Origin of the sequence: Pseudonocardia oroxyli, from assembly GCF_900102195.1 — a bacterium.
Taxonomy (GTDB): Bacteria; Actinomycetota; Actinomycetes; order Mycobacteriales; family Pseudonocardiaceae; genus Pseudonocardia; species Pseudonocardia oroxyli.
Genome location: NZ_FNBE01000002.1, coordinates 223,299 through 250,277 on the forward strand (window position 1 = coordinate 223,299; position 26,979 = coordinate 250,277).

At 72.9% G+C, this 26,979-nt stretch carries 27 protein-coding genes and 1 pseudogene; 20 read left to right on the forward strand and 8 right to left on the reverse strand.

Annotated features, from left to right (window positions below):
• Window position 1: 1 nt before the first annotated feature.
• The 7 genes from nuoI to BLS43_RS03680 are packed head-to-tail and all read left to right on the forward strand — an operon-like array spanning window position 2 to window position 7,859.
• Complete coding sequence (gene nuoI / locus BLS43_RS03650) at window positions 2–544, forward strand: NADH-quinone oxidoreductase subunit NuoI (protein WP_093076667.1); 543 nt, start codon at window positions 2–4, stop codon at window positions 542–544.
• Window positions 541–1,419 (forward strand): NADH-quinone oxidoreductase subunit J, encoded by an 879-nt coding sequence (locus BLS43_RS03655; protein ID WP_093076669.1) that lies wholly within the window; start codon window positions 541–543, stop codon window positions 1,417–1,419. Before nuoI ends, BLS43_RS03655 begins: the two co-directional genes overlap by 4 nt.
• The gene (gene nuoK / locus BLS43_RS03660) at window positions 1,416–1,715 is read left to right on the forward strand and encodes an NADH-quinone oxidoreductase subunit NuoK (RefSeq protein WP_093076672.1); all 300 of its coding nucleotides are present in this window, start codon (window positions 1,416–1,418) and stop codon (window positions 1,713–1,715) included. Before BLS43_RS03655 ends, nuoK begins: the two co-directional genes overlap by 4 nt.
• A gap of 12 nt (window positions 1,716–1,727) precedes the next feature.
• Entirely contained in the window at window positions 1,728–3,635 is a 1,908-nt protein-coding gene (nuoL, locus tag BLS43_RS03665; protein WP_093076674.1) for an NADH-quinone oxidoreductase subunit L, read from the forward strand.
• A gap of 5 nt (window positions 3,636–3,640) precedes the next feature.
• Window positions 3,641–5,236, forward strand: a complete 1,596-nt coding sequence (locus tag BLS43_RS03670) for an NADH-quinone oxidoreductase subunit M (RefSeq protein WP_093077440.1) — start codon at window positions 3,641–3,643, stop codon at window positions 5,234–5,236.
• Entirely contained in the window at window positions 5,233–6,831 is a 1,599-nt protein-coding gene (gene nuoN / locus BLS43_RS03675; RefSeq protein WP_093076675.1) for an NADH-quinone oxidoreductase subunit NuoN, read from the forward strand. The genes BLS43_RS03670 and nuoN overlap by 4 nt, the downstream gene beginning before the upstream one ends.
• Before the next feature lie 29 nt (window positions 6,832–6,860).
• Window positions 6,861–7,859 carry a polyprenyl synthetase family protein gene (locus tag BLS43_RS03680; RefSeq protein WP_093076678.1) on the forward strand — a complete coding sequence of 333 codons (999 nt, stop codon included), beginning with the start codon at window positions 6,861–6,863 and terminating at the stop codon, window positions 7,857–7,859.
• Here BLS43_RS03680 and BLS43_RS03685 read toward each other — a convergent pair.
• Window positions 7,835–8,443 (reverse strand): annotated as a pseudogene (locus tag BLS43_RS03685) (EamA family transporter); the annotation flags it as partial. The gene BLS43_RS03680 and the pseudogene BLS43_RS03685 sit on opposite strands and share 25 nt — an antisense overlap.
• 169 nt (window positions 8,444–8,612) lie before the next feature.
• On the opposite strand from BLS43_RS03685, the gene BLS43_RS03690 reads away from it, so the two are divergent.
• Together BLS43_RS03690 and BLS43_RS03695 are read left to right on the forward strand one after the other, a co-directional pair.
• Window positions 8,613–9,146 carry an OmpA family protein gene (locus tag BLS43_RS03690; RefSeq protein WP_093076681.1) on the forward strand — a complete coding sequence of 178 codons (534 nt, stop codon included), beginning with the start codon at window positions 8,613–8,615 and terminating at the stop codon, window positions 9,144–9,146.
• Between the two features lie 42 nt (window positions 9,147–9,188).
• Entirely contained in the window at window positions 9,189–9,629 is a 441-nt protein-coding gene (locus BLS43_RS03695) for a hypothetical protein (protein ID WP_093076684.1), read from the forward strand.
• A gap of 37 nt (window positions 9,630–9,666) precedes the next feature.
• Here BLS43_RS03695 and BLS43_RS03700 read toward each other — a convergent pair whose 3' ends face one another.
• From BLS43_RS03700 to BLS43_RS03710, 3 genes are all read right to left on the reverse strand, one after another.
• Window positions 9,667–10,728: a 2-oxoacid:ferredoxin oxidoreductase subunit beta gene (locus BLS43_RS03700; protein ID WP_093076687.1), complete on the reverse strand. Its 1,062-nt coding sequence runs from the start codon at window positions 10,726–10,728 to the stop codon at window positions 9,667–9,669.
• Entirely contained in the window at window positions 10,725–12,656 is a 1,932-nt protein-coding gene (locus BLS43_RS03705; RefSeq protein WP_093076690.1) for a 2-oxoacid:acceptor oxidoreductase subunit alpha, read from the reverse strand. The genes BLS43_RS03700 and BLS43_RS03705 overlap by 4 nt, the downstream gene beginning before the upstream one ends.
• 106 nt (window positions 12,657–12,762) lie before the next feature.
• Window positions 12,763–13,521: an enoyl-CoA hydratase gene (locus tag BLS43_RS03710; protein WP_093076693.1), complete on the reverse strand. Its 759-nt coding sequence runs from the start codon at window positions 13,519–13,521 to the stop codon at window positions 12,763–12,765.
• Window positions 13,522–13,923: 402 nt separating this feature from the next.
• Between BLS43_RS03710 and htpX the strand changes: the two genes are divergently transcribed.
• A complete protein-coding gene (htpX, locus tag BLS43_RS03715) occupies window positions 13,924–14,784 on the forward strand; it encodes a zinc metalloprotease HtpX (protein ID WP_093076696.1) in 861 nt (286 codons plus the stop codon).
• Here htpX and BLS43_RS03720 read toward each other — a convergent pair.
• Together BLS43_RS03720 and BLS43_RS03725 are read right to left on the reverse strand one after the other, a co-directional pair.
• On the reverse strand, window positions 14,753–15,526 hold the full coding sequence (locus BLS43_RS03720) for a hypothetical protein (RefSeq protein WP_093076699.1): 774 nt from the start codon (window positions 15,524–15,526) through the stop codon (window positions 14,753–14,755). The genes htpX and BLS43_RS03720 overlap by 32 nt on opposite strands.
• Before the next feature lie 13 nt (window positions 15,527–15,539).
• Window positions 15,540–17,366 (reverse strand): substrate-binding domain-containing protein, encoded by a 1,827-nt coding sequence (locus tag BLS43_RS03725; RefSeq protein ID WP_093076702.1) that lies wholly within the window; start codon window positions 17,364–17,366, stop codon window positions 15,540–15,542.
• Window positions 17,367–17,515: 149 nt separating this feature from the next.
• On the opposite strand from BLS43_RS03725, the gene BLS43_RS03730 reads away from it, so the two are divergent.
• From BLS43_RS03730 to BLS43_RS03755, 6 genes are read left to right on the forward strand one after another with little or no spacing between them, the layout of a single operon-like run.
• Entirely contained in the window at window positions 17,516–18,007 is a 492-nt protein-coding gene (locus tag BLS43_RS03730) for a PaaI family thioesterase (protein WP_093076705.1), read from the forward strand.
• A 55-nt stretch (window positions 18,008–18,062) separates the two neighbouring features.
• Window positions 18,063–18,242 carry a hypothetical protein gene (locus BLS43_RS03735; RefSeq protein ID WP_093076708.1) on the forward strand — a complete coding sequence of 60 codons (180 nt, stop codon included), beginning with the start codon at window positions 18,063–18,065 and terminating at the stop codon, window positions 18,240–18,242.
• 3 nt (window positions 18,243–18,245) lie between these two features.
• Entirely contained in the window at window positions 18,246–18,977 is a 732-nt protein-coding gene (locus BLS43_RS03740; protein ID WP_093076711.1) for a glycoside hydrolase family 16 protein, read from the forward strand.
• Between the two features lie 60 nt (window positions 18,978–19,037).
• A complete protein-coding gene (locus BLS43_RS03745) occupies window positions 19,038–20,567 on the forward strand; it encodes an ABC transporter substrate-binding protein (RefSeq protein WP_093076714.1) in 1,530 nt (509 codons plus the stop codon).
• Window positions 20,568–21,515, forward strand: coding sequence for an ABC transporter permease (locus tag BLS43_RS03750; RefSeq protein WP_093076717.1), 948 nt, complete (start codon window positions 20,568–20,570; stop codon window positions 21,513–21,515).
• Window positions 21,512–22,285, forward strand: a complete 774-nt coding sequence (locus BLS43_RS03755) for an ABC transporter permease (protein WP_093076720.1) — start codon at window positions 21,512–21,514, stop codon at window positions 22,283–22,285. Before BLS43_RS03750 ends, BLS43_RS03755 begins: the two co-directional genes overlap by 4 nt.
• Before the next feature lie 173 nt (window positions 22,286–22,458).
• Here BLS43_RS03755 and BLS43_RS03760 read toward each other — a convergent pair whose 3' ends face one another.
• Window positions 22,459–22,662, reverse strand: a complete 204-nt coding sequence (locus BLS43_RS03760) for a cold-shock protein (protein WP_093077443.1) — start codon at window positions 22,660–22,662, stop codon at window positions 22,459–22,461.
• 346 nt (window positions 22,663–23,008) lie between these two features.
• On the opposite strand from BLS43_RS03760, the gene BLS43_RS29240 reads away from it, so the two are divergent.
• From BLS43_RS29240 to BLS43_RS03775, 4 genes are all read left to right on the forward strand, one after another.
• The gene (locus tag BLS43_RS29240; protein ID WP_143029929.1) at window positions 23,009–23,206 is read left to right on the forward strand and encodes a hypothetical protein; all 198 of its coding nucleotides are present in this window, start codon (window positions 23,009–23,011) and stop codon (window positions 23,204–23,206) included.
• Between the two features lie 188 nt (window positions 23,207–23,394).
• A complete protein-coding gene (locus tag BLS43_RS29245) occupies window positions 23,395–24,093 on the forward strand; it encodes a class I SAM-dependent methyltransferase (protein ID WP_143029930.1) in 699 nt (232 codons plus the stop codon).
• An 88-nt stretch (window positions 24,094–24,181) separates the two neighbouring features.
• Window positions 24,182–25,486 (forward strand): Na+/H+ antiporter NhaA, encoded by a 1,305-nt coding sequence (gene nhaA / locus BLS43_RS03770; protein ID WP_093076725.1) that lies wholly within the window; start codon window positions 24,182–24,184, stop codon window positions 25,484–25,486.
• A gap of 31 nt (window positions 25,487–25,517) precedes the next feature.
• Window positions 25,518–26,267: a DUF1990 family protein gene (locus BLS43_RS03775; protein ID WP_245707279.1), complete on the forward strand. Its 750-nt coding sequence runs from the start codon at window positions 25,518–25,520 to the stop codon at window positions 26,265–26,267.
• Here the strand turns inward: BLS43_RS03775 and BLS43_RS03780 are convergent.
• Window positions 26,251–26,973 (reverse strand): DUF1990 family protein, encoded by a 723-nt coding sequence (locus BLS43_RS03780; protein WP_093076728.1) that lies wholly within the window; start codon window positions 26,971–26,973, stop codon window positions 26,251–26,253. The two genes, BLS43_RS03775 and BLS43_RS03780, sit on opposite strands and share 17 nt — an antisense overlap.
• Between the last annotated feature and the right edge of the window lie 6 nt (window positions 26,974–26,979).

Sequence of the window (26,979 nt, forward strand, 5' to 3'; positions counted from 1 at the left end):
GATGTTCGACTTCTTCAAAGGCTTCGGCGTCACCTTCTCGACGATGTTCAAGAAGGTCGTCACCGAGGAGTACCCCGAGGACTTCCCCCCGGCCGCGCCCCGCTATCACGGCCGCCACCAGCTCAACCGGCACCCGGACGGGCTGGAGAAGTGCGTGGGGTGCGAGCTCTGCGCGTGGGCCTGCCCGGCGGACGCGATCTTCGTCGAGGGCGGGGACAACACCGAGGAGGCGCGGTTCTCCCCCGGTGAGCGCTACGGCGCGGACTACCAGATCAACTACCTGCGCTGCATCGGCTGCGGCCTGTGCATCGAGGCCTGCCCCACCCGCTCGCTCACGATGACGAACTTCTACGAGCTGGCGGACGACAACCGGCAGGACCTGATCTACACGAAGGAACAGCTGCTCGCGCCGCTGCTGCCGGGCATGGAGCAGCCGCCGCACCCCATGCGGCTCGGGAAGGACGAGCAGGACTACTACGTGCAGGGCCCCGTCCTGGCGCGTCAGGGTGTGGAGTCCGACCCCGTCGGGGAGCAGGTCCGATGATCCTCGCGCAGGTCGCCGACTCGACGGCGGGCAACGCCGGCGTCGGCGAGGCGATCGTCTTCTGGATCCTCGGCCCGGTGGCGCTGGCCGCCGCGGTCGCGATGATCTTCGCCCGCAACGCGGTGCACTCGGCGCTGTTCCTGGTGCTGACGATGCTCTCGCTCGCCGTGCTCTACATGATGCAGCAGGCCCCGTTCCTCGGGTTCGTGCAGATCATCGTGTACACGGGCGCGGTGATGATGCTGTTCCTGTTCGTGCTGATGCTGGTGGGTCGCGACAGCGCCGACTCGGTCGTCGAGGTGCTGCGCGGGCAACGCGTCTGGGCCGCGATCCTGGGCCTGGGCTTCGCGCTGCTGCTGGTCGCGGGCGTCGGGCGGACGATGTTCGCGGTCCCGTCCGCCGGGCTGGGAGCCCGGGCGGGCAACGGCAACCTCACCGGCATCGGGCAGCTGGTCTTCACCGAGTACGTGTGGCCCTTCGAGCTCACCGCCGCCCTGCTGATGACCTCGGCGCTCGGGGCGCTGGTGCTGGCCTTCGCCCAGCGCAAGCCGCGCGAGCGGAACGGTCAGCGGGCCGCGGTGATCGCGCGCCTGCGCGGCGACCGGATCTCCCCGCTGCCCGGCCCCGGCGTCTACGCCACGGCCAACTCCGTGGCCGTCCCCGCGCTGCTGCCGGACGGGTCGATCGCCCCCGAGTCGCTGTCGGAGATCCTCGAGGGCCACGAGGTGGACGAGACCCCCCGTCCGCCCGCGGACGGGCACTCCCTGCAGGGTCGGCGCAAGGAGCTGGAGCCGCCGAGCGAGCTTGCGAGCTCGGCCATCGACACAGCGCCTGGGCGAAGCCGGCCGACGAGCGCCAGCGAGGAGGAGCGGTGAGCCCCACGAACTACCTGCTCCTGAGCGGGTTGCTCTTCACCATCGGGGCCGTCGGGGTGCTGGTGCGCCGCAACGCGATCGTCGTGTTCATGTGCATCGAGCTGATGCTGAACGCGGTGAACCTGTCGCTGGTCACCTTCGCCCGCATCAACGGCACGCTCGACGGCCAGGTCATGGCGTTCTTCGTCATGGTCGTGGCGGCCGCCGAGGTGGTCGTCGGCCTCGCCATCATCATGTCGATCTTCCGAACCCGCAGGAGCTCGTCGGTCGACGACGCCAACCTGCTGAAGTACTAGGAGCCGTCGACGATGATCGCTCTCGCTCCCCTGCTCTTCGTCCTGCCCGCGCTCGGCGCACTGATCAACTTCCTGGCCGGCAGGCGTGCGAACGCCTGGGGCCACTGGCTCGGGGTCGCGACCGTGGTCGCGTCCTTCGTGATCGGGCTGCTGCTGTTCTTCGAGACGCTCGGGCTCGCGCCCGAGGAGCGCACCCGCGAGGTGTCGCTGTTCGACTGGATCGCCTCGGGCTCCCTGAACGTCGACTTCGGCCTGCGGCTGGACCCGCTCTCGCTGACGTTCGTGCTGCTCATCACCGGTGTCGGGTCGCTGATCCACATCTACTCGGTGGGCTACATGAGCCACGACCCGGGCAGGCGGCGCTTCTTCGCGCAGCTGAACCTGTTCGTCGCCGCGATGCTGATCCTGGTGCTGGGCAACAACTTCGTGATGCTCTACCTCGGCTGGGAGGGCGTCGGCCTGGCGTCCTACCTGCTGATCGGCTTCTACCAGGACCGGCCGTCGGCGGCGACCGCCGCGAAGAAGGCGTTCCTGATGAACCGGGTCGGGGACGTCGGGCTGGCCGTCGCGATCTTCCTGATCTGGCTCGAACTGGGCACGCTGCAGTACACCGACGTGTTCGCGCGGATCGGCGAGGTCCCCGGCGGCACGGTGCTGGCGATCACGATCCTGCTGCTGCTCGGGGCCTGTGGTAAGTCCGGCCAGTTCCCGCTCCAGTCCTGGCTGCCCGACGCCATGGAGGGCCCGACCCCCGTCTCCGCCCTGATCCACGCGGCGACGATGGTCACCGCGGGCGTCTACCTCATCGCCCGGACGAGCCCGATCTACAACCTCACCGAGACCGGGCGGCTGATCGTCTCGCTGGTCGGCGTGGTCACCCTGCTCATCGGGGCGGTCATCGGCTGCGCCTACGACGACATCAAGAAGGTCCTCGCCTACTCCACCGTCAGCCAGATCGGCTACATGATCCTGGCGGTCGGCCTCGGTCCGGCGGGCTACGCGCTGGGCATCTTCCACCTGCTCACGCACGGGTTCTTCAAGGCCGGGCTGTTCCTCGGCGCCGGCTCGGTCATGCACGCCATGAACGACGACGTGAACATGCGCCACTTCGGCGGCCTGGGCAAGCACATGAAGATCACCTTCGTGACCTTCGGCCTCGGCTACCTGGCGCTGATCGGCTTCCCGTTCCTGTCCGGGTACTTCTCCAAGGACGCGATCATCGAGGCCGCGTTCGCGCAGGAGGGCTGGCAGGGCTGGGTCTTCGGCGGCGCGGCCACGCTCGCGGCCGGGCTCACCGCGTTCTACATGACCCGCCTGATGATCATGACCTTCTTCGGGAAGGAGCGCTGGCGCGAGCTGAAGGGCCCGGACGGGAAGGACTACCACCCGCACGAGTCCCCGGCCACGATGACGGTCCCGATGATCGTCCTGGCCTTCGGCTCCGTGCTCGGCGGCTTCCTCCTGTACTCGATCGGCCTCTACGAGTGGCTGGCCCCGTCGGTGGGCGAGCTGCGCGAGCTCGAGGGCGGGGTGCTGCCGCACGCGCTGGTCCCGTGGCTCGTGGTGGCGTTCTCCCTGCTCGGCGTGGTGATCGCGTACCTCGTCGTCGGGCGCCGCCCGACGCCGGTCGAGCGGCCGTCGCCGGTGTCCGTGCCCGTGCGGGCGGCCCGGCGGGACCTGTACGCCAACACGATCAACGAGACGCTCATCGAGCGGCCCGGCATCTGGCTCACCCGGGCGCTGGTGTTCGTGGACAACCGGGGCGTCGACGGCGCGGTCAACGGCATCGCCGCGGGCCTCGGCGGCGGGTCCGGGCGGCTGCGAAGACTGCAGACCGGATTCGTGCGCTCCTATGCGCTCTCGATGCTGGGCGGCAGCGTGCTCGTCGTCGCGGCCCTGCTGGCGGTGAGGTTCGCGTGAGCCCGATGCTGATCATCCTGCTGCTCGTGCCCGTGGTGGGCGCGTTGCTGATGTACCCGCTGCGGCACAACGTGCCCGCGGCCAAGGCCACCGCCATGGCCACCGCGCTGCTGGAGTTCGTGCTCGTCGTCGTGATCTGGGTGGGGTACTCCCCGGCCGCCGCGGCGAGCGGGACGCGCTTCCAGTACGAGTTCTCCGTGCCGTGGATCCCGGCCTTCGGCACGCACCTGGCCTTCGGCATCGACGGGATCGCGCTGGTCCTGCTGGCGCTCACCGCGTTCCTCGTCCCCGGCCTGATGCTCTTCGCCTGGGCCGAGAAGCTCCCGGAGGGCCGGACGGCGTCCGGCTACTTCGCGCTGCTGCTGGCCACCGAGGCCACGCTCGTCGGCGTCTTCACGGCCACCGACGTGTTCCTGTTCTACGTCTTCTTCGAGGCGATGCTCATCCCGATGTACTTCCTGATCGGGCGCTTCGGCGGCCCGAACCGGCAGTACGCCTCGGTGAAGTTCTTCCTGTACTCGCTGCTCGGCGGCCTGATCATGCTGGCGTCGCTGATCGGGCTGTACGTGACCAGCGGGAACATCCTCGGCCAGGGCACCTTCACCTGGTCGGAGCTGCAGTCGATCGCGCACCAGGTGCCCGAGTCGACCCAGATCTGGCTGTTCCTCGGGTTCTTCATCGCCTTCGCGATCAAGGCCCCGCTGGTGCCCTTCCACACCTGGCTGCCCGACGCGGGCGCCGAGGCGCCCATCGTCGCCGCGGTCCTGCTCGTCGGCGTGCTGGACAAGGTCGGCACCTACGGCTTCCTGCGCTACACCCTGCCGCTGTTCCCCGAGGCGTCCCGGACCATGGCGCCGCTGGTGATCACCCTCGCGGTGATCGGCGTGCTCTACGGGGCGCTGCTGGCGGTGGGGCAGAAGGACATGAGCCGGTTCGTGGCCTACACGTCCATCGCCCACTTCGGGTTCATCGCGCTCGGCACGTTCGCCTTCTCCAGCCAGGCCTTCGCGGGCGCCGCGCTCTACATGGTCAACCACGGCCTCTCCACCGGGATGCTGTTCGTGATGGTCGGCCTGCTCGTCGCGCGCGGCGGGTCGAGGCTGATCAGCGACTACGGCGGCGTCGCCAAGCTGGCGCCGGTGCTGGCGGGCTGTCTGCTGCTGGCCGGGATGAGCTCGCTGGCGCTGCCGGGCACGAACTCGTTCGTCTCCGAGTTCCTGGTGCTCGTGGGCTCGTTCCCGAACGAGCCGGTGGCCACGATCATCGCCACCGTCGGCATCATCTTCGCCGCCCTCTACATCCTGTGGTTCTACCAGCAGACGATGCAGGGCCCGGTCCGCGGACAGGCCGTGCTGAACTCGCTCGAACCCGTGGGCGGGCCCGGCGCGATGATCGACCCGGCCGTGGCCGCCCGCCGCGGTGGCGGCTTCCCCGACCTCACGAAGCGGGAGATCGGGGCGCTGGCCCCGCTCATCGTCGTCATCGTGGTGCTCGGGTTCTTCCCCGGCCCCGTGCTCGACGTGATCAACCCGTCCGTCCAGGCGACGATGACCGAGCTCGGCCTGCCCGACCCGGTCCCGGCCGGAGGTATCGCCCGATGACCCCGTTGACCCCGCCGCCGATCGACTACGCCGCCGTCGCGCCGTTGCTGATCGTGCTGGGCGCCGCCTGCGTGTCCGTGCTGGTGGAGGCGTTCCTACCCCGCCACCAGCGCTGGCCCGCCCAGGTGGCGCTGAGCGTCGTGGCGATCGTCGTGGCCGGCGTGACGCTCGGCGTCTACGCGGGCGACGCGCCCGCCCAGGGCGTGATCACCCTCGGCAGCACGATGGCCGTGGACATGCCCACCCTGTTCCTCTGGGGCACCCTGCTCGTCCTCGGGTTCGGGTCGCTGCTGCTGATCGCGGACCGCTCGGTGGAGCCGGGCGGGGCGTTCGTGGCGTCGGCGCTGGAGCGCGCCTCGGCGGGTGCCGCCCCGGGCAGCACGACCGGCCCGTCGGGCGTCGACCCCGAGCACGTGGACCGCTCCTACGGGGCCCCGGGCGACGCGCCGACCATGCAGACCGAGGTCTTCCCGTTCACGCTGTTCGCGCTCGGCGGGATGATGGCGTTCGTCGCGGCGAACGACCTGCTGACGATGTTCGTGGCGCTCGAGGTGCTGTCCCTGCCGCTGTACCTGATGTGCGGGCTCGCCCGGCGCAGGCGACTGCTGTCGCAGGAGGCGGCGGTCAAGTACTTCCTGCTGGGGGCGTTCGCCTCCGCGTTCTTCCTCTACGGCGTCGCGCTGCTGTACGGCTACGCGGGCTCGGTCCGGCTCTCGGCCATCGCCGAGGCGGCGGTCGGGACCGACCGGTCGGACGCGCTGCTGTTCGGGGGGCTCGCGCTGCTCATCGTCGGGCTGCTGTTCAAGGGCTCGGTCGGCCCCTTCCACACCTGGACGCCGGACGTCTACCAGGGCGCACCCACGCCGGCCACGGCGTTCATGGCGGCGTGCACCAAGGTCGCGGCGTTCGGGGCCATCGCACGGGTGCTGTACGTGGCGTTCGGCAGCACGCGCTGGGAGTGGCGCGGGGTGCTCTGGGCCGTGGCCATCGCGTCCATGGTCATCGGTGCCGTGCTGGGCCTCACCCAGACCGACCTCAAGCGCATGATCGCGTACTCGTCCATCGCGCACGCCGGGTTCCTGCTGCTCGGGACGATGGCGATCACCCAGGCCGGGACGTCGGGCACGCTGTTCTACCTGCTCGCCTACGGCTTCACCACGATCGCGGTCTTCGGGATCATCTCGCTGGTCCGCACGGCGGACGGCGAGGCGACGCACCTGTCCCAATGGGCGGGGCTCGCGAAGCGCTCGCCGCTGCTGGCCGGGGTGATGACCTTCCTGTTGCTGGCGCTGGCGGGGATCCCGCTGACGAGCGGGTTCACCGCGAAGTTCGCGGTGTTCTCGGCGGCGCTGTCGGACGGGATGGCCCCGCTGGTGGTGGTCGCTCTCGTGGCCTCGGCGATCGCGGCGTTCTTCTACCTGCGGGTCGTGGTGCTGATGTACTTCAGCGAGACGCCCGCGGACGGGCCCACGGTCTCCGTGCCCGGCGCGTTCACCACCGTCGCCATCACCCTCGGGGTCGTCGTGACGCTGCTGCTCGGCGTCGCCCCGACCCTCGTCCTGGACTGGGCGGGCGCGGGCGGGTTCACAGGGTGACCGAGGAGTCGGCCTCGTAGGCTGTCGGGGTGGAGACGCAGAGCGTGGCGGGTGTGGAGCTCGCCGACCCGGACCTGGCCGCCGTGACGGCGCAGGGGCTCGACCGGGTGGAGGAGCTGCTGCACCGTGAGGTGCACAGCGACTACCACTTCGTCAGCGAGACGTCCCTGCACCTGATCGACGCGGGCGGCAAGCGGTTCCGGCCGCTGTTCACCCTGCTCAGCGCACAGGTCGGGCCGTCAGGATCCGCCGACGAGGTGGTCCGGGCCGCCGCCGTCGTCGAGCTCGTGCACCTCGCGACGCTCTACCACGACGACGTCATGGACTCGGCCACGATGCGCCGCGGCGCCGAGAGCGCCAACCACCGCTGGGACAACACGGTCGCGATCCTGACCGGGGACTTCCTGTTCGCCCACGCGTCCCGCCTGGTGGCCGATCTGGGCCCGGACGCCGTACGGATCATCGCCGAGACGTTCGCCGAGCTCGTCACCGGCCAGATGCGGGAGACCCGCGGGCCCGCCGCGGGGGAGGACCCGGTCGCGCACTACCTGCGGGTGATCGACGAGAAGACGGGCTCGCTGATCGCCACCGCGGGGCGCTTCGGCGGGATGTTCTCCGGCTGTACCCCCGAGCAGGTGGACTCGCTGCAGCGCTTCGGGTCGGTGATCGGCGCGGCCTTCCAGATCTCCGACGACATCATCGACATCGCCTCGCCGTCCGGCGACTCGGGCAAGACGCCGGGGACGGACCTGCGCGAGGGCGTCCACACCCTGCCGATGCTCTACGCGCTGGCCGACCCGGGCATTCCCGAGCGGCTGCGGGACCTGCTCTCGCGTCCGCTGGGGTCCGACGCCGAGGTGGAGGAGGCCCTGGACCTGCTGCGGTCCGGCCCGGGCATCCCGCAGGCCAAGGAGACCTTGGCCGGGTACGCCGAGGAGGCGCGCGCCGAGCTGGGCAAGCTCCCGGCCTGCTCCGCCGTCGACGCCCTGACGACCCTCACCGGCTACACCATCGACCGCACCGGCTGACCGCCCCGGCTCCGAGCCCCCCGGCGGGCGGCGTGTTCGTTCACACCTGGTGAACGAACGCGCCGTTCGCTGTGGAGGGGGTCCGGGTGCTGCGCAGCAGGTCCACCGTGAAGATCAGCAGGGCCACCCAGACCAGGCCGAAGCCGATCCACCGGGACGTGGGCATGGTCTCGTCGAGCGCGAGACCCGATGCTGATCACCACCACCGCGGCCGCCGCGATCAGCAGGGCCGCGACCTGGGCGCGGTTCGGGCGCTCGCGGAGCACGGTGATGGCGAGCAGGGTGCTGACCAGCGGCGAGATGTAGTAGCCGAGCGCGATGTCCACGACCCGGTCGACCGCGACGCCGTAGATGAAGACGCCCCAGTTCACGGTGATCAGGCAGGCCGCGACCGCCACCCGGGCCCAGCCGCCCGCCGACAGCCGCCGCAGCGCCCCCCACCCGCGGGTGAGGGCGAGGACCCCGGCCATCAGGACCATGGTCCAGAGGATGCGGTGGGCGAGCACCTCGACGGGGGCAGCGGGGTCGAGCAGCGGCCAGAACGCGGGGAACAGCCCCCAGAGCACGGGTGCCGAGACGCCGAAGCCGACGCCCCGGCGATCGAGCGGCGAGCGGTCTTACGTGGTCACCGTTCCATCAGAACACGATCGCCGAACGTCCACCCGCCCCAGCCCGCGCTCGGCCGGCGAATCGGCGGGTCCCCCCCGCCCCCGGTCCCGGCTACTGTGTCCTTCACCCGATCGGGGAGGCGGTGTGTCCGGGAGCGGCCGGCTGGCGGGATGGGCGGTGGCGGCCGTCGCGGTGCCCGCGCTCCTCGCGGCGATCGGGCTCCTGTGGGTCCGTGCGCCGGCACCGGTCGTTCCGGCCACCGCCGCGGCGCGGACCACCGCGACCGGAGCGCCGGGCTCGGTCTCCCCGACCCCCGGGGCGGCGGGCGAGGTCGGAGCTCGGGTCGCGGCGATGCTGGCCGCGCACCCGCTCCTGTTCGACGGTGAACGAGCCGATCTGCGCCCCGCGACCGCGGCGACGGCGGACGCGCTCGGCGCGCTGCTGGCGTCGGCACCGGAGGCGACGGTCCGGCTCGTCGGGCACACGGCGGACCTGCCGGGCCCACCTCGTCGTGCGGTGGAGCTGTCGCGGGAGCGGGCGGCGGCCGTCGCGGAGCGGCTGGTGGCGGCAGGCGTGGCGCCGTCTCGGATCACGGTGGAGGGCGCCGGCGACGCCGACCCCCTCGCCGAGCCCGAGGCGAGTCGGCGGGTCGAGGTGTTCGTCGGTGCGCTCGGGTAGCGCACGAACGGTCCGGAGCGATTCATCGAGGAGGAGGTGGGGATGGCCGCGGTGTTCGCCCAGATGTGGGTGCTCTGCCTGCTCTCGTTCCTGCTCGGCGGGCTGCTGACCTGGCTCGCGATCGGACCGGGGCGGCGACGGCCCGCTCCGCCCGAGCCGTCGGCCGCCCCCGAGCCCATGGACCCGGTGCAGGCCGCGCAGGCTCCGCCGAGTCCCCTGCCCGGGGTGCCGCGCCATGCTCGGCGCACGCCCGGCACCCCCTCGGTCGCCGGTCCGGTACCCACCAACCCGGCGTTGGCCGGGCTCGACAGCGTCCCGCCGCCCCGGACGGGACCCTCGGCGCTCGGCGCGCTCGACCGGCTGCGCCACCCGGGCCCCGAGCCCGATCCGCGGATCCCGAGGCAACCCGGCGCCCACGATCGGCGACCCGGCCGGCTGTTCACCCCGCCCGACGAGCCCGAGCCGCCGCCCGCCGGCGGGTAGCGGCTCGACACCCGGCCGGCGGGGCGTCCACGCCGGGTCAGCCGGCGATGGTCCAGGTGTCGCGGCCGTTGAGCAGGGTCTGGAGGTCGGCGTTCGGGGCCTTGTCCTTGGCCTGCTGGAGTTGGGCGCGGGCGGCGTCGTCGTAGGTGGTGCGGTCGACGTTGCGGAAGATGCCGGTGACGGTGTGGTCGAGGTTCTGGTCCGACAGCCGGGACAGGGCGAAGGCGAGCTCGTGGCTCTCCTGGTCGTGGACCACGATGTCGGCGGCGTCGACCTCGGCCGCGCGGGCGACCTTCAACGCGAACCCGTCGCGGACCACGGCGTACCGGTCGTCCTCGGGGCCGAACACGATGGGCTCGCCGTGACGGACGGCGATGAGCCGCTGTTCCTTGGTCTCCGGCTTGCGCAGCAGGTCGAAGCTGCCGTCGTTGAAGATGGGGCAGTCCTGGAAGATCTCCACGAGCGCGGAGCCGCGGTGCGCGGCGGCGGCGGCGAGGACCTCGGTGAGGCCCTTGCGGTCGGAGTCCAACGCCCGGCCGATGAAGGACGCTTCGGCGCCCAGGGCCAACGAGATGGGGTTGAAGGGGTGGTCGACCGACCCCATGGGGGTGGACTTGGTGACCTTCCCGACCTCGCTGGTGGGGGAGTACTGGCCCTTGGTGAGGCCGTAGATGCGGTTGTTGAACAGCAGGATCTTCAGGTTGACGTTTCTGCGGAGGGCGTGGATGAGGTGGTTGCCGCCGATGGAGAGGGCGTCTCCGTCGCCGGTGACGACCCAGACGGAGAGGTCTTCGCGGCTGGTGGCGAGGCCGGTGGCGATGGCGGGGGCGCGGCCGTGGATGGAGTGCATCCCGTAGGTGTTGAGGTAGTACGGGAACCGGCTGGAGCAGCCGATGCCGGAGACGAACACGGTGTTCTCACGCTTGATCCCCAGCGTGGGGAGGAAGGAGCGCACCGCGGCGAGCACGGCGTAGTCACCGCAGCCGGGGCACCAGCGGACCTCCTGGTCGGAGGTGAAGTCCTTCGCGGTCTGCTTGTCCTCGGTGTGGGGGACGAGGTCCAGCCCGCCGATGGACGGCAGACCGAGGTCGGTGCTCATGCCTGTGCTCCGGTCATGGGGGCTCCGTTGGTGGTGGTGCTGGTGTTCGGGTGGGTGCCGGTGAGGTAGTCCAGGAACACGTCCTGGAGCTCCTCGGCCTTGAACGGCAGCCCGGAGACCTTGGTGTAGGACTTGGCGTCGACGAGGTAGCGGGCGCGCAGCAGCAGGACGAGCTGCCCGAGGTTCATCTCCGGGACCAGCACCGTCTTGTAGGAGCGCAGCACCTGCCCGAGGTTGGCGGGCAGGGGGTTGAGGTTGCGGATCTGCGCGGTCGCGACCCGGTGTCCGAGCCCGCGGACCCGCCGGGCGCCGGCGACGATGGGCCCGTAGGTGGAGCCCCACCCGACGACCAGCAGCTCGGCGTCCCCGGTGGGGTCGTCGACCTGCAGGTCGGGGACTTCGATGCCGTCGATCTTGGCTTGGCGTAGCCGCATCATCCGGTCGTGGTTGTCCGGGTCGTAGGAGATCGACCCGCGGCCGTCGGCTTTCTCCAGCCCACCGATGCGGTGTTCCAAGCCCGGTGTGCCGGGGACGGCCCAGGGGCGGGCCAACGTTTCGGGGTCGCGCAGGTAGGGCCAGAACTCCCCGGACCCGTCGGGGGCGTTGGGTTCGGTGGCGAACCCGGGGTCGATCGGTTGCAGGGTGTCGGCGTCGGGGACCTTCCACGGCTCGGACCCGTTCGCGAGCGCCCCGTCGGAGAGCACCATGACGGGGGTGCGGTACTTGACCGCCATGGCGGCGGCTTCGACGGCGGCGTGGAAGCAGTCCCCCGGGGACTGGGGGGCGATGATCGGCAGGGGTGCTTCGCCGTTGCGCCCGAACATGGCTTGGAGCAGGTCGGCCTGCTCGGTCTTGGTGGGCAGCCCCGTGGACGGGCCGCCTCGTTGGACGTCGATGACCAGCAGCGGGAGTTCGAGGGCGACGGCGAGCCCGATGGTCTCCGCCTTGAGCGCGATTCCCGGCCCGGAGGTGGCCGTGACACCCAGGACCCCGCCGAAGCTCGCGCCCAGGGCGGCGCCGACCCCGGCGATCTCGTCCTCGGCCTGGAACGTGGTCACACCGAACGCCTTGTGCTTGGACAGCTCGTGGAGGATGTCGCTGGCGGGGGTGATCGGGTAGGCGCCGAGGAACACCGGTAGTCCGGTGACCCTCCCGGCCGCGACGATGCCGTAGGACATCGCGGTGTTCCCGGTGATCTGCCGATACGTGCCCGGGGCCAGCTTCGCCGGGGCGACCTCGTAGGTCACCGCGAACGCCTCGGTGGTCTCCCCGTAAGCGTGACCTGCCCGGAAGGCGAGGATGTTGGCCTCGGCGATGTCGGGCTTGCGGGCGAACTTCTCCCGCAGGAACCGTTCGGTGCTCTCGTGGGGGCGGTGATACATCCAGGACAGCAGCCCGAGGGCGAACATGTTCTTCGCCCGCTCGGCGTCCTTCTTGCTCAGCCCGGTCTCCTCCAGAGCGCCCCTCGTGAGGGTGGCCATGGCGACCGGATGCACCTGGAAGTCGGCCAGCGAGTCGTCCTCGAGCGGATTCTGCGCGTAGCCGACCTTGGTCAGGTTCCGCTTGGTGAACTCGTCGGTGTTGACGATCAACACCCCGCCGTGGGGCAGGTCGGCGATGTTCGCCTTCAACGCGGCGGGGTTCATCGCGACCAGCACGTCCGGGCGGTCGCCGGGGGTGAGGATGTCGTAGTTGGCGAAGTGCAGCTGGAACGAGCTGACTCCGGGCAGGGTCCCGGCGGGGGCGCGGATCTCGGCGGGGAAGTTCGGCAACGTCGACAGGTCGTTGCCGAACGTCGCGGTCTCCGAGGTGAACCGGTCACCCGTCAACTGCATCCCGTCACCGGAGTCACCCGCGAACCGGATGACCACACGGTCCTTGGTCACGACCTCGGGCACGGACGTGACGGCGGCGTCGTTGGACGTCATGTCGAGGTCATTCCCCGATTCCACTCGAGAGCATGGTGAGTACGGACGAGGTTAACGTCCGATGTCGTTCAGTGTGCCTGAGGCCGGGCGGCGTCACACCCGTCGATCACCGCTTGCTGATCCGCGCCTGCAGCGCCGCGACCCGCTTCTGGAACTCCTCCGACTGTACGGTCGCGGCCTGGGCGCGCACCTCGATCTCCGTCGCCTCCCGGTGCGAGAGGGGGCCCGCGGTGATCCGCATCGTCGCCTTGGTGGTCTCGATGAGCGCGCGGGGCGCCGCTGCGGCCCGGCCCGCCAGCTCCAGGGCGCCCGCAAGCAGGGACTCGTCGTCGTCGTACCGGCGCCAGACGAGCCCGACGCGCTCGGCCTCGGCCGCGTCGAGGACGTCGCAGAACAGCGTCATGGCCTTGGCACCCTGGGTCCCGAGAGCGCGCTCGATCATCCAGGTGTAGCCGCCGCCGGGGTGGATACCGAGCGGCATGAAGCGGGTGTCGAACTTCGCGCCGGGGCCGGCGAGACGCAGATCACAGGCCAGTGCCAGGTTGAGGCCCGCGCCCACCGCCGCGCCGTTCACCGCCGCGATCGTCGGCAGCGGACACTCGGCCACCGCGAGGAACCCCGAGTACACGGCCCGCAGCCGCTCGTGGTCGGCGCCCTGCAGCTCGGCGAGGTCCCCGCCCGCGCAGAACGCCGGCGGCTCGCCGGTGATCACGACGGCGCCGACGGCGGGGTCCGCGACCGCGGCGTCCAGCGCCGCGACCAGCATGCCTGCCAGCTCGAGGTTCATCGCGTTGCGGCGCTCGGGGTTGGACACGGTCAGCAGGGCGACTCCGTCGGTGATCGACGTCTGAACTTCGGTGGTCATGGCCTGATCCTGACACGGGGGAGCTGTGGTGATCGCGCCCCTTTGCACTGTCAGCCGATCCGCACCCCGCGTGAGGTGCGGATCGGCTGACAGTGCAAAGGGTCATGGGGGCTCGTGTCTCGCGTCGGGTGCGGATCCGCTGTCAGTGCAAAGGGACGCGGAGGGGGCTCGTCCCTCGCGTCGGGTGCGGATCCGCCGACAGTGCAAGGGGGGCGCGGAGGATGGGCGTATACCTCGCACGAGGTGCGGATCCGCTGTCACTGCAAAGGGGCGCGGAGGGTGGGCTCGTGCCTCGCGTCGGGTGCGGATCCGCTGACAGTGCAAAGGACACGGAGAGCACAGGTCTGCGCGGAACACCTCCCGGCGCCGGTTCGTTGTCGCGGCAGGAACGAGGGAGGAACGGTGCACGGTCATCTCAACGGTCTGAAGACGGCGGTCCTGCTCGGCGGCATGAGCGCGCTCGTGCTGCTGATCGGCGGGCTCGTCGCGGGCCGGACGGGATTGATCCTCGCCGTGTTCGTCGCGCTGGCGATGAACGGCTACGCCTACTTCAACTCGGCGAAGATGTCCCTGCGCGCCATGCACGCCCGACCGGTCACCGAGGCGGAGGCGCCGCAGCTGTACCGGATCGTCCGCGAGCTCTCGCAGCGCGCGCGCCAGCCGATGCCGCAGCTCTACCTGTCCCCGACGGAGGCGCCGAACGCCTTCGCGACCGGCCGCAATCCCCGCAACGCTGCCGTCTGCGCCACCACCGGCCTGCTCGAGCTGCTCGACGAACGTGAGCTGCGCGCCGTGCTGGGCCACGAGCTGTCCCACGTCTACAACCGCGACATCCTCATCTCCTGCGTCGCCGGGGCGATGGCCTCGATGATCAGCTTCCTGGCGAACATGGCGATGTTCGCCGGGATCTTCGGGGGCGGGGACGAGGACCGGCCGAACCCGATCGCGGCCCTGCTGATCGCCCTGCTCGGGCCGGTCGCCGCCGGCGTGGTGCAGATGGCGGTGAGCCGGTCGCGGGAGTACCAGGCGGACGCGTCCGGCGCCCGGCTGACCGGCGATCCGCTCGCCCTGGCCTCGGCGCTGCACAAGCTGGAGTACGGCACCGCCCTCGCGCCGCTCCCGCCCGAGCCGCAGCTCGTCTCGCAGGCCCACCTGATGATCGCCAGCCCGTTCCGGCCCGGCGAGCACATGGCTCGGCTGTTCGCCACCCACCCGCCGATCGAGGACCGGATCAGGCGGCTCCAGGCGATGGCCCGCCGCTAGCCAGGCGGCTCACCTCGTCGAGCCCGGCGCGCAGCGCATCCAGCTGTGCGCCCAGCTCCTCGACGAGCTCGTCCCCCGGTCCCTCGCCGGTCGTCGCGGCCAGCGCGAGCAGCTCGACGGCCCGGGTGCGCAACCCCTCCAGCCCGACCGCGGTCGAGTGCAGCCGGGCCAGGGCGGCGTCTCGGGCCGCGGTCATCCGGTCGTAGGTGGCGAGCTGATCGGTGACCCCCCGCAGCGCCGAGGCCTGTTCCTCCCGCACCGCCGGGTCCGTCGGGCGGGCGCGCTGCAGCCTGCCCCGCTCCTCGCGCAGCCGCTCCACGGGGATCTGCCCGCAGGCCTGGTCGAACGCGGTGGCCTGACCCGCGAGCCGCCGCACCTGTGTCGACGCGCTCGACGCCGTGTCCCGGATCGCGCCGATCTGGTCACGGGTGACCCCGGCCGCGGCGTTCTCGACGGTGCCGTCGAGCGCCCGCAGCGCTTCCTCCGCCCGGTCCAGGAGCCGGCGTGCGGAGCTGCCGCGCGGCGGTTCGGGCAGCGCGACGGGCACGGCCGCCTGCGCGGTGGCGGGGGAGCGGTTCAGCAGCGCGTCGGACACCACCTTGGCCCCGTAGACGACGACGGCCACGCCGGCGCCCGCCGCGATGCCCACCCCGCCCGCCGGGACGACCGCCCAGGTCAGCCCGCCCGCGACCGCACCGACGACCGCCGCCCACGGATCGGCCAGCCGCTCTTTCAGACCCATCCGAGCGGCCCCCTCAGAAGTTCGAGATCACGTTCGTCATGACCCGGCGGATCGAGGCCTCGTCCCCGGCGTCGTACGACGCGGCGCGGGTGGCGCGGGCGATCTGGGTGAGCACGTCGAGATCCGCGTCCTCGCCGTACGCGATCGGGAAGACCCGGACCGCGCGCGAGGTGTCCTCGGTGTCGAGGCTCGACACGAGGCCCGCCAGGTCGTTGTCGGCGGGGTACTCGTTCACCCCGTCCGTCAGCAGCACGACGGCGTTGATCCGGTTCGGGTCGAAGGTCTGCTGCACCTGCGCGACGGCCGCGCGGGTCGTGGCGTAGAGCGCCGTGCCGCCGCCGGGCTCGAGGCCCTGCACCACACGGCGCACCTGGTCGCGGGAGGCGCCGACCTGCCCCGGCGGCACGACCACCCGGAACGGGTCGGTCTCCGTGCCCCGCGGCGTGCTGAAGGTCCACACGCTGAGCGTGTCCTCCGCCCCGAGCAGCCCCAACCCCTCCTCGGCGGCCTGTTTGGCCAGGTCGAGGCGGGTGCTCCCGGCACCGGGCACGGTCTGGCCCATCGAGCCCGAGACGTCCAGCACGAAGACGAGGTTCGCCTTCTTCCGCAGATCGGTCCAGGAGGTGACGATCTCGTCGAGCACCGCGGCCGCGGGCGGCTGGAGCACCGCGAGCTGCGCCTGCGGCAGCAGCCCGTTCTCCCGGGTGATCGGGGCACCGGGCGTGCCCTCGAAGCTGCGGAACGCCGCGTCGGTGAACCGGCTCTGCTGGTCCGGCTCGCGCAGGTAGGACAGGAAGTCCGCGGCGGCCGCCCGCTTCGGCGCGTCCACCCAGTCCGCGGTCAGGGTGAGGAACGGGTTGTCCGAGACGAGCGTGCCGTCCCGCGGGTAGATCGCGACGAGCGGCACGCGGGGCTTCGGGCCCTGGCCCGCCGTCGCGGGGTCGCCGGACGGGTTGCCCTGGTTGTAGTCCCAGACGGACTTCTCCTCGACGGTGACCGCGCTGATGTAGGACAGCGAGTTGCCCCGCGCGTCCGCCTCCGCGAGGTTGCGCAGGAAGGTCAGCGTGGTGTCCCCGTAGTGCACGACGCCGCTCTCCACCCGCTGCACGAACTCCCGGTTCGCGGGGTCCGCGACGTCTGCGGACACGAGGTCCGTGGAGCGCCCGGTCGCCGCGAAGAACGCCGCGACCGTGGCGTTCAGCCCCGAGGTGGACAGCGTGGGGTTGGTCTTGCCGAGGGTGAACCGGCCCCACTCGGGGTGCCCCTGCGCGCCCCAGCCCGCCGGGTCCGCCTCCAACGCCGCCAGCTCGGCCCAGCCGATCGCCCGGTCCGGCCAGCCCAGGGCCTCCGCCATGGGCTGCGGCATGGCGATGACTAGCGGTGTCTGGGCCACCGACGGCCGCTCGGCGGGCACCAGGTTCGGCCGGTCCGCCTCGGTGAGCCGCTGCTCGAGCACACCCGCCCAGGACGACGCGGCGGGGCTCCAGACGTCCGGCCGCGGGCCGTACGCCGCCTCGTTCCAGTCCGCGGCCAGGGCCTGGGCCGCCTCGCCGGACGCCAACGAGGTGACCCGCACGTCCGCACACCGCCCGTCGACCTCGCGGTCGGTGTTGTTGTAGCTGTTCGCGACGGCGGCGAGCAGGGCCGCCTTCTCCGAGGACGCGGTGACGTTCAGCGGCACGCAGTCCGCCCGGTCGGCCCGGCTCGGCGCCGGGTCGTCCCCGCCGGAGCCACCCGATCCGCCGGTCACCCACGCGCGCACGCCGATCACGAGTGCCACCCCCACGACGAGGGCGATGACGAGGGGGACGATGCGGCGGCGGGGCCGGGGTGTCGTCACGAGCGGGTCTCAGTCACGGGTGGGCCTTCCTGGTCCGGGGACGATCACGCTATCCGGCACACCCGACGTTTCCCCCGGGCCGCGACCGGATCGTTGTCGCCGTCCACCGGGGCTGGGTTCCTGACCGCAATCCAGGTAGGCTCCCCCGCATGACGACCGTGCAGCCCCGGGAGCGGACCCACACCTGGGAGGACCCGACGAAGATGGCCGCCGCGGCCGGGATGAGCGGCATGGAGGTGTTCGCGGCGCTGCAGGCGGGTGAGCTGCCCGCCCCGCCGATCCTCTCGCTCGTCGGGTTCGAGCTGGCCTCGTTCGGCGAGGGCCGCGTGGTGTTCCGCATGGTCCCCGGGGAGTACCAGTACAACCCGCTGGGCACGGTGCACGGCGGGGTCTTCGCCACCCTCCTGGACTCCGCGATGGGCTGTGCCGTGCACACGACGCTGCCCGCGGGCGTCGGGTACACGAGCCTCGACCTCGACGTGAGGTTCCTGCGCCCCATGACCGCGGCCACCGGGGAGGTCGAGGCCACCGGGTGGGTGGTGAACGCGGGCCGCCGCACCGCGCTGGCGCAGTCCGAGCTGCGGGACGCGGGCGGCAGGCTGCTGGCGACGGGCAGCTCGAGCTGCATCGTGATGCGCTGACCCCTCCGCCGGACGCGCGGTCGGCCTGCGCGGCGGCGTGCGGCAGACTCGGCGCATGTCCGACGACGACGACACCACCGCGCTCCCGCAGACCTGCGTCCGCTGCGGCAGGCAGTCCCTGCTGCGGATCGTCGGCCGCTGCGCGGACTGCATCGGCGAGCTCGGCCTCGCCGCGACCCAGGACTACGACGGCTTCCGCGCCGAGGTGAAGGCCGAGTTCGGGGTGAAGGGGTAGGGCGTGGAGGAGCGGTTCACCACCCTGGACCCGGCCCGCTGGCTCCCGGCCTACCTGCCCGCGTGGAGCTCGCGCGCGGCGGCCGCCGCGACCTACGAGGTGGGCGGTGAGGACGGCGGCGGCCTGCGGCTGAGCATCCCGCCCGAGCACCCCGTCTGGTGTCCGGACCGCCACGATCCGCCGCTGCGGGTGTCCGCGGTGCAGTCGGGCAACTGGTCCGGCCCGGTCGGGAGCACCCGGGGGCAGCAGCCCTTCCGGGAGGGGCTGACCGTCCGCGAGACCCAGTCCGAGCTGCGCGGGCTGGTTCCGCACCACGGCACGGTCGAGGTGGAGTGCCGGGCCCGGATCGGGCCGCGGTCGATGTTCTCGGCCTGGATGATCGGCATGGAGGACGCCCCCGAGCGCTGCGGCGAGATCTGTCTGGTGGAGGTGTTCGGCACCGCGCCGCGGGCGGTGGGCTGCGGCATCCATGCGTTCCGCGACCCGGCGTTGCACGAGGAGTTCGCGGCCGAGCCGCGGGAGATCGACGTCGCCGACTTCCACACCTATGCCGTGGACTGGCGCCCCGACGGCGTCGACTTCCGGCTCGACGGCGAGGTGGTCCGGCGGTCGCGCCAGTCCCCGGACTATCCGATGTTGCTGATCCTCGGCGTGTTCGACTTCCCGGCCCAGGGGCCTGCCGACCCCCGGCCGCCCGAGCTCGAGGTCCGCCGGGTCACGTCCGAGTCACATTGACGACCTGAACAGTTGCACAGATGATTCGCTCCACACGTGGAACGCACGACAGGAGCGGTGATGGGGCGACGACTGCCCGGAGTGGTGCTCGCGGCGGTGGCGGTGGCCGCCCTCGCGGCGGGATGTGCGGGCGCGGGCTCCGCGGGTGGGGCGGACCCGGACGGTGAGATCACGGTGGGCCTGCAGTTCCCGCCCCGCGCCGCCTACGCCTTCGAGGCGGACGACGGCGCCCGCCTGCAGAGCCTGGGCGTGGCCGAGACCCTCACCACGGTGGACGACCAGGCCCGACCCGCACCGGGCCTCGCGACCTCGTGGGAGCAGACCGCGGACCCGCGCACCTGGCGGTTCGTGCTGCGCCCCGGCGTGACCTTCCACGACGGCACCCCCCTGACCCCCGACGCCGTGGTCACCGCGCTCGGGTACGTCGCCGGGGTGACCGCGCCGCCGCGCGCGATCCGCGACATCGGCTTCTCCGTCGCCGCCGACGGCGCCGACGCCGTGCTGATCACCACCGCGGCGCCCGACCCGATCATGCCGATGCGGATGAGCAGCGGGAACCTCGGCATCCTCGCGCCCACCGCCTACTCGGGCGGCGGGCAACCGCAGGTCCTGCGCACCGGCACCGGCCCGTACGTCCTCGACACGGTCAACGGCACGGACTCCGCCGTCCTGCTCCGCAACGACGCCTACTGGGGCCCGAAGGCGGGCGCGGCCAGGGTGACGGTGCGGTACCTCCCGGACCCGCAGACCCGGGCGCTGGGGCTGCAGTCCGGTGACCTGCAGTTCGCCGAGGGCCTGCCGGGCGCGGCGGTCGAGCAGGTCCGGTCGGCGGGCGCCGACGTCGCCGAGTACCCGGCCGCGCGCACCGTCGAGCTGCTGATGAGCCAGTCCACCCTGTTCGGCGACGTGCGGCTGCGCCAGGCCGTGACCGCGGCGATCGACCGGCCGACCCTGGCCGCGCAGGTGCTCGCCGGGGCGGCGGCACCCGCGAGCGAGCTGTTCGGGGCGGCCGTGCCGTGGGGGGCGACCACGCCGCCGCCCGGCGCGGACCTCGCGCGGGCGAAGGCCCTGCTCGCGGAGGCGGGCCACGGTCCGGACCGGCCGCTGACGGCGCGGCTGTGGACCTTCCCGAACCGCCCGGAGATGCCCGTGCTTGCCACCGCGATCGGTTCGATGCTGGAGCAGGCGGGCATCCGCGTGGAGCTGACCGTGGGCGACTACGCGGCGCAGGAGCCTGACCTGCTGGCGGGCCGGTTCGACCTGTTCCTCAACTCGCGCAGCTACCTGTCGGACTACGCGGACGCGGCGAGCACGCTGACCTCGGACTACACCTGCGGCGGCAGCTACAACCTCGAGCACTACTGCTCGCCCGCCTACGACGCGCTGATCCAGCGGCTGGCCGAGACGAGCGACACCGCGCAGCGGCAGGCCCTGTTCGCCGAGGCCGCGCGGCTGCTGACCACCGACGCCGTGGGCGTCATGGTGGTGCACCCGCGCAACACCGCGGGCTCGCGCGGGGTCACGGGATTCGTGCCGGACCCGCTCGGCGTCCGACCGATCCTGCCGTCGCTGACCCGGTCGGCCACCTGAGTGCTGCTCCGCCGCCTGCTCCCGCTGCCCCTGCTGCTGGTCGTCGCCTCCGTGGTGGCGTTCGCGCTGCCGCGGCTGGTCGGCGGGGACACCGACTCGGTGGTGCGGGCGGTGCTGCGGGCCCGCGTCGCGAGCGCGACGCCGGACCCGCAGGTCGAGGCGGCGGTGGCCGCGCAGTTCGGGCTCGACGGCCCGGTCGTCGGGCAGTACCTGCGGTGGCTGGGTGCGGTGCTGCGCGGCGACCTCGGGCTCGGGTACGTCACCCGCACGCCGGTCGCGGCGCAGCTCGGCGACGCCCTCGCCGTCTCCGGGCTGCTGGCGGGCTGCGCGCTGCTGCTCGCGGCCGCGACGGGGATCCCGGCGGGGGTGTACGCGGCGCGGCGGCCGGGCGGCCTGCTCGACCGGGTGCTGTCCGCGGTCGGGATCGCCGGGGTGAGCGTCCCGGAGTTCGTGCTCGCGCCGTGGCTGGTGCTGGTCGCCGCGGTCTGGCTCGGCGTCCTGCCCGCGCTGGGGTGGGGCGGCCCGCAGCACCTGGTGCTGCCCGCGCTGACCCTGGCCGCCTATCCCGCGGCGCTCGCGGCGCAGCTCGTCCGGGCCGAGACGATCGACGTCCTCGCCCGGGACCACGTGCGGCTCGCGCGGGCGAAGGGGCTGAGCGAGGGGCGCGTGCTCTGGCGCCACGCCGCCCGGCTCGGGTGCGTGTCGGTGACCGCACTGTCCGGGATGTTCGTCGCCGGGCTGCTCGGCGGGTCGGTGGTCGTCGAGGTCGTGTTCGGGATCCCGGGCGCGGGCAGGCTGATGTACGACGCGGTCCTGGCCCGAGACCTGCCCGTGGTGCAGGCGGGCACGCTGGTCATCGTGGCGGTCGCCGTGGTGGCCGGGATCGTGGTCGAGGTCGTGGCGCTGCTCGCCGATCCCGTGGCGCGGGACCGGGAGGCGGCCCGGTGAGGCGGTGGCCGGTGGCCTGCGCCGCCGCGGCGGGGGTGTTGGTCGTGCTGCCGTTCCTGCTGCCGCACCCCGACGTCCCGGACTTCGCCGCGATCCTCGCCCCGCCGTCCGCGGCCCATCCGCTCGGCACGGACCAGCTGGGTCGAGACGTCGCCGCCCGGATGGTCGCCGGCGCCCGGCTGACGCTGGGCCTGTCCGTGGCGGCGGTGCTGCTGACGGGGCTGTTCGGGGTGGCGGTCGGGCTCCTGGCTGGGGCGTCGAAGGGGCCGTTCGGCGCGGTCCTGGTGCGCACCGCGGACCTGCTCGCCGCGCTGCCGACGGTGCTGTTCGGCCTGCTGGCGGCGGTGGTGCTCGGCCCCGGCGTGCCCGCGCTGCTGGTCGCGGTCTGCGCGGTCGGCTGGACGCCCTTCGCCCGCCAGGCCCACCTGCTGACCGTCCGCGAGACCGGCCGGGAGTACGTCGAGGGGGTGGTCGCCCTCGGCGCGACCCGCGCTCGGGTGCTGGCCGTGCACGTGAGCCGCAACATCGCCCCGCCGCTGGTCGCGCACGCGTGCCTGCGGTTCGCGAGCACCCTGCTCACCGTGTCCGGGCTGTCCTTCCTCGGGCTGGGCGTGCAGCCCCCGACGGCCGAGTGGGGGGCGATGGTCGCGGAGGGCCGCGAGTACCTCTTCGCGGCCCCCCACGTGGTGCTCGTCCCCTCGGTGGCCGTGGTCCTCACCGCCGCCGCGGCCACGGTCCTGGGCCGCAGGCTCAGCGGGGGTGGCGGTTGAGGGCGGGGACCTGCGGCCGGGTCGAGGCGCGCTGGTTCGGCACGTTCCGCCAGAAGGGCGTGGTCGAGGGCGCGGCGGAGTTCCGCGCGAAGCTGGGTGCCTACCGGGACGTGATCGTGCGGCGGGACGCGCAGGCGGGGGCCCGCCTCCCGCGAGGGGAGGCGGGCTCGCCGTCAGACGAGGCGGACGGCGGTGGCCTGCGGGCCCTTCTTGCCCTGGCCCACCTCGAACTCCACGCGCTGGCCCTCGTCGAGGCTGCGGAACCCGTCCGCCGCGATCTCCGAGTAGTGGACGAACACGTCGGCGCCGCCACCGTCCTGCTGGATGAAGCCGAAGCCCTTCTCACCGTTGAACCACTTCACGGTTCCCTGTGCCATGTGCTGCTCCTCGCAGGTCTTGGGCGCGTCCGCGAACTGCGGGGCCCGGCCGACCCGGGCGGAACAGGTCCCGAGCGCCCTCATGACGCCGACCCACTGCTCCACCGCGTGTTCTCGCGAGCGTGCAGTGCACACGGACCTCGAAAACCGAACGACCTGCACTGCTCAACGGCCGAACCGGCCCGAAGGTTCCCGACTCCCCGAAATCGTGCCGGTGCGCGTAGGCTGAACCGGTCTGATCGGACAGCACCGGTGACCATGTGCGGCACTCGTCGCACAGGTTCTCGTCCCGGGACCGCCGCTCGCGCCGCGGTCGGGGACTGCTGGTCGATCCAAGGAGCACCACATGGTCCGGCTCGCGTCCGATGGTCCGTCTCAGGAGCCGAAGGGGTGGGCCGCCCAGGCCGAGGCCTACGACGTCGCCTGCCAGGTGCAGAACGACCGGGCCGCCCGAGTGGTGGCAGGCCAGGCGCACAACGCCCGGGACTGCCGCGAGCTGCTGGACATGCTCGGGATCGAGACCGCGGACCGCCCCCTGCCCTGACCCGGTCCATCGCGCCCAGATCGACGGCGGCGGGAGCCAGAGCCTCAGCCCCCACGACCGGGTGCAGTTCGACCTGCACGAGGCGGACACCGGGCCCGCCGTCACCGGCGTGTTCCGGCTCTGACCGGTCCGCCACCGCAGGTCCCACCCCGAACGCGGGCACGTCCGCGAGAGAACCCGAGGCATCCATGCGGTCCGCCTTCCGCGGCCTGACCCTGTACGGCGACGCCCCGAGCGCGGAGTCGGACTCCGACCCGCGCGGCGTCGGACGCACCGTGCTCGACCTGCCCACCGGGCGGATCGAGCTCGCCCACCCCCGGGACGCCCTGGCGCGCATCTACGAGCACGGCACCGGTGACGACGGGGACGCGGGCGACCCGCCCTACTGGGCCCAGCCGTGGCCCAGCGGCATCGAGCTGGCCGCGCTCGTGGGCGGCGCGGACCTCGCGGGCGTCCGGGTGCTCGAGCTCGGCTGCGGGCTGGCCCTGCCCAGCCTCGTCGCCGCCCAGCGCGGGGCCCGCGTGCTCGCCACCGACCAGGCGGAGGGGGCGCTGCGCTACGCGGCGCACAACGCCCGCCACAACGGGCTGCGGCTCGAGGTGGCCCGCTGCGACTGGGACGACCCGTGGTGCGCGCTCGCCGGCGCCCCGTGGGACCTGGTCCTGGCCGCGGACGTGCTCTACGACCACGCCTCCCTCCCGGCGCTCGCGGACCTGTTGCCCCGCCTGGTCGGGGACACGGGCGAGGTGTGGCTCGCCGACCAGCACCGCCCGCCCGCGCGGGCCTTCCTGGAGGGCTGTCGCCGGTGGGGTGCGGTCACCGCCACCGCCACGGCCTCGCCGGACGTCGCGGTCCACCGGATCCGGCGGGCGGCCCCGGCAGGCTGACGCGCGCCCGCTGCTCTACCCTCGACGACAGGTGTGCCGGGAAGTCTGGTCGGCGTGATGATCCGCCCTGCTCCCGTGGAGGTCTCCCGTGCGCCCCGCCCTCTCCCGCCTGCCCCTGTTCGGCCGTGGATCGTGGCCGGAGGCCCGCCGGATCGCGGACGTGCTGCGGACCGAGACGGTGGGTGGGCTCCTGTTGGTGGGGGCGGCGCTCGTCGCGCTGGTGTGGGCCAACACGCCGTGGCGGGAGGCCTACTTCGCGCTGGGCGCGCTGCAGGTGGGCCCGGGCGCCCTGCACCTGGACCTCGCCACGTGGGCCGCGGACGGGCTGCTGGCGATCTTCTTCTTCGTGGTCGGGGTCGAGCTCAAGCGCGAGTTCGTCGCGGGCGACCTGCGTGACCCGCGGCGCGCCGCGCTGCCGATCGTGGCCGCCGTCGGCGGGATGACCGCGCCCGCGGTGATCTTCGTGCTGGTCAACGCCGGGACCGACGCCGTGGTGGGCTGGGCCGTTCCCACGGCCACCGACATCGCCTTCGCCGTGGCGGTCCTCGCGGTCCTGGGCACCCACCTGCCGACGGCGCTGCGGCTGTTCCTGCTGACCCTCGCCGTGGTCGACGACCTGCTGGCGATCACGATCATCGCCCTCTTCTACACGGACTCCCTCGACCCGGCGGCGCTGCTGCTCGCGCTGCTCCCGCCGGCGCTGTTCGGGTTCCTGGTGCAGCGGCGGGTGCGGGCCTGGTGGGTGCTGCTGCCCCTCGCCGCGCTGACCTGGTTCCTGGTGCACGAGTCCGGGGTGCACGCCACCGTCGCCGGGGTACTGCTGGGCTTCACCGTGCCGGTGCGCGACCGCACCCGCCGGGACGATCGGGTGCAGCCCGGCCTGGCGGAGGGCTTCGAGCACCGGATCCGCCCGCTCTCCGCGGGGTTCGCGGTGCCCGTCTTCGCGTTCTTCGCCGCCGGGGTGTCCCTCGCGGACTCGGGCGGCCTCGCGTCGTTGACCGAGCGGGTCACGGTGGGCGTCGTCCTCGGGCTCGTCGTCGGCAAGGTCGTCGGGGTGCTCGGCGGGACCTGGCTGACCCAGCGGTTCACCCGGGCCCGGTTGGCGGACGGGCTGAGCTGGTGGGACGTGTTCGGCGTGTCGTTGTTGGCCGGGATCGGCTTCACCGTGTCCCTGCTCATCGGCGAGCTCGCCTTCGGCGGCGGCACGGCGGCCGCCGACCACGCGACGATCGGCGTGCTGACCGCCTCGCTGATCGCGGCGCTGCTCGCCGCGGTCGTGCTGCGCGTCCGCAACGCCCACTACCGGCGCATCGCGGCCGAGGAGGCCCGGGACGACGACGCGGACGGCGTCCCGGACGTCTACCAGACCCGCCCGGATCCGGACGGGGCGTGACCACGCGCGCCGGACGGGGTACAGGCCCGGTGTGCTCCCGACTCCCCGCCGCCCCGGACGACGAGCCGACCCCGTCGTCGGCCTGCTCGACACGCTGGCCGACCGGCCCGTGAACTACGACGAGGCGGCGGCCCCGCCCGCGGTGACCGTGGGCTGGCACCAGGACCGCCGCGTCGCGGTGCTCGGGCGGGAGGCCCCGGGGGAGCCGGCCGCGGACGGGGTGTTCGCCCGCGCGGTCGACCTGGTGAACAGCTACGAGTTCAGCGACCCCGCGATCGTGCGGGCCGCCTACCGCGCGCCCGGCGACCTGCTCGGGCGGGCGATGGTGCTGGAGGGCCGGTTCCTGCTGCTGCGCCTGCTGATGGGGGTGCGGGTCACCGACCGGCACGACGAGCTGGTCGAGGGCCCGGAGGGACCGGAGCGCCGGGTGGGCTGGTCTTACCAGACCCTGGACGGGCACATCGAGCAGGGCCGACTGACCTACGAGGTGGCCAAGCTGCTGGACGCGGGCCGGGTGGAGTTCCGGATCATCGCGCACTCCCGGCGGGCCCCGATCGCGAACCCGATCCTGCGGCTGGGGTTCCGGGTGTTCGGCAGGCACACCCAGCAGCGCTTCTACCGCAACGCCCTGCGCAGGCTGCAGGTGCTGGTCGGCGAGCCCGCGACGGCCCCGCGACCGGGGCCCGACGGGATCGTCCGGGCCCCCACGGGAAGCAGGCCCGGCCGGTTCGAGGCCTGGACCGTGCGAATCGTCGACGCCGGGGCTACCCCGGGTCGGTGAGCCTGCGGGTGTGCACGGACAGGGGCCCGTCGCGGCGGCCGCCGGACAGCGCGGCGACGCCGAGACAGGACTGCGTCCACATCACCAGCTGGACCTCCTTGGCCAGCAGCAGGCGGTTGTAGAGCACGTGGGAGAGCCGGTCGCCCGGCCGCGCCCACGACTCGATCTCGAAGTCGACGGCCGCGCCGTCCGGCCGCACCCGGAACTCGATCTGCCCGGCCTCGAGGTGCCCGCGCAGCGTCGCGAGCCGGAACCCGCGCGGGCCGGAGGTGATCACCCGCACCGGGCCGTCCCAGGGCCCCGGCAGCCGGACGACGAGCTCGTCGCCCACGCTCATCGACCCCGACTCGCCGCGGGTGCGCCGGAACACCGACATCCCCGACGGCGCCCAGCGGTTCGGGTCGGCGGCCAGGCGCGCCATCAGCTCCTCGGCGGGGCAGCCGTCCACGATCCGCACGCGGTAGCGGCGGTGCAGCAGCGGGCCGTAGCCGTCCTGGACCTGCTGGATCCGGTCGTCGAGCCGGTCCGGCGGCACGGGATCGGGCAGGTCGGAGGCGTCACCCTCCTCGTCGACGCGCCGGATCGCCGTCGTGCGCCAGAGGTACTGCCAGGACACGACCGCGATGCCGATCGGCCACCGCAGGACGGCGGCGACGCGGCGGCGGTCGCCGCTCGGGCGGGAGAACCGGGGTGCACGCACCGGCATGGATAC

Coding starts and splice junctions, on each gene's coding strand:
- nuoI (WP_093076667.1), top strand. CDS start 2: ATGTTCGACTTCTTCAAAGGCTTCGGCGTCACCTTCTCGACGATGTTC.
- BLS43_RS03655 (WP_093076669.1), top strand. CDS start 541: ATGATCCTCGCGCAGGTCGCCGACTCGACGGCGGGCAACGCCGGCGTC.
- nuoL (WP_093076674.1), top strand. CDS start 1,728: ATGATCGCTCTCGCTCCCCTGCTCTTCGTCCTGCCCGCGCTCGGCGCA.
- BLS43_RS03670 (WP_093077440.1), top strand. CDS start 3,641: ATGCTGATCATCCTGCTGCTCGTGCCCGTGGTGGGCGCGTTGCTGATG.
- nuoN (WP_093076675.1), top strand. CDS start 5,233: ATGACCCCGTTGACCCCGCCGCCGATCGACTACGCCGCCGTCGCGCCG.
- BLS43_RS03695 (WP_093076684.1), top strand. CDS start 9,189: ATGGCCGCGGTGTTCGCCCAGATGTGGGTGCTCTGCCTGCTCTCGTTC.
- BLS43_RS03700 (WP_093076687.1), bottom strand. CDS start 10,728: ATGAGCACCGACCTCGGTCTGCCGTCCATCGGCGGGCTGGACCTCGTC.
- BLS43_RS03705 (WP_093076690.1), bottom strand. CDS start 12,656: ATGACGTCCAACGACGCCGCCGTCACGTCCGTGCCCGAGGTCGTGACC.
- BLS43_RS03710 (WP_093076693.1), bottom strand. CDS start 13,521: ATGACCACCGAAGTTCAGACGTCGATCACCGACGGAGTCGCCCTGCTG.
- BLS43_RS03720 (WP_093076699.1), bottom strand. CDS start 15,526: ATGGGTCTGAAAGAGCGGCTGGCCGATCCGTGGGCGGCGGTCGTCGGT.
- BLS43_RS03730 (WP_093076705.1), top strand. CDS start 17,516: ATGACGACCGTGCAGCCCCGGGAGCGGACCCACACCTGGGAGGACCCG.
- BLS43_RS03735 (WP_093076708.1), top strand. CDS start 18,063: ATGTCCGACGACGACGACACCACCGCGCTCCCGCAGACCTGCGTCCGC.
- BLS43_RS03745 (WP_093076714.1), top strand. CDS start 19,038: ATGGGGCGACGACTGCCCGGAGTGGTGCTCGCGGCGGTGGCGGTGGCC.
- BLS43_RS03760 (WP_093077443.1), bottom strand. CDS start 22,662: ATGGCACAGGGAACCGTGAAGTGGTTCAACGGTGAGAAGGGCTTCGGC.
- BLS43_RS29240 (WP_143029929.1), top strand. CDS start 23,009: ATGGTCCGGCTCGCGTCCGATGGTCCGTCTCAGGAGCCGAAGGGGTGG.
- BLS43_RS29245 (WP_143029930.1), top strand. CDS start 23,395: ATGCGGTCCGCCTTCCGCGGCCTGACCCTGTACGGCGACGCCCCGAGC.
- BLS43_RS03780 (WP_093076728.1), bottom strand. CDS start 26,973: ATGCCGGTGCGTGCACCCCGGTTCTCCCGCCCGAGCGGCGACCGCCGC.